We start from the raw sequence: 234 nt of genomic DNA on the forward strand, positions 1-234 counted from the left end.
GGTCTTTACTCGCCAACTGTGGGAAGGCAGCACCGAGTGTCTGGTGGTATTCCCGGATGGCGTTGGCATTTTGCCGTGGATGGTGCCCGGCACGGACGAAATCGGCCAGGCGACCGCACAAGAGATGCAAAGACATTCGCTGGTGTTGTGGCCCTTCCACGGCGTCTTCGGCAGCGGGCCGACGCTGGATGAAACATTCGGTTTAATCGACACCGCAGAAAAATCAGCACAAGT

Annotated in this window: 1 protein-coding gene; it reads left to right on the forward strand. The window is 57.7% G+C overall.

Going from position 1 to position 234, the window contains the following annotated elements; translation table 11 throughout:
• Positions 1-234: class II aldolase/adducin family protein (locus SB756_RS35595; protein WP_410913950.1), on the forward strand; the 234-nt coding region annotated here is incomplete at both ends.

This window comes from Pseudomonas sp. SIMBA_068 (genome assembly GCF_046534705.1).
Lineage (GTDB): Bacteria > Pseudomonadota > Gammaproteobacteria > Pseudomonadales > Pseudomonadaceae > Aquipseudomonas > Aquipseudomonas putida.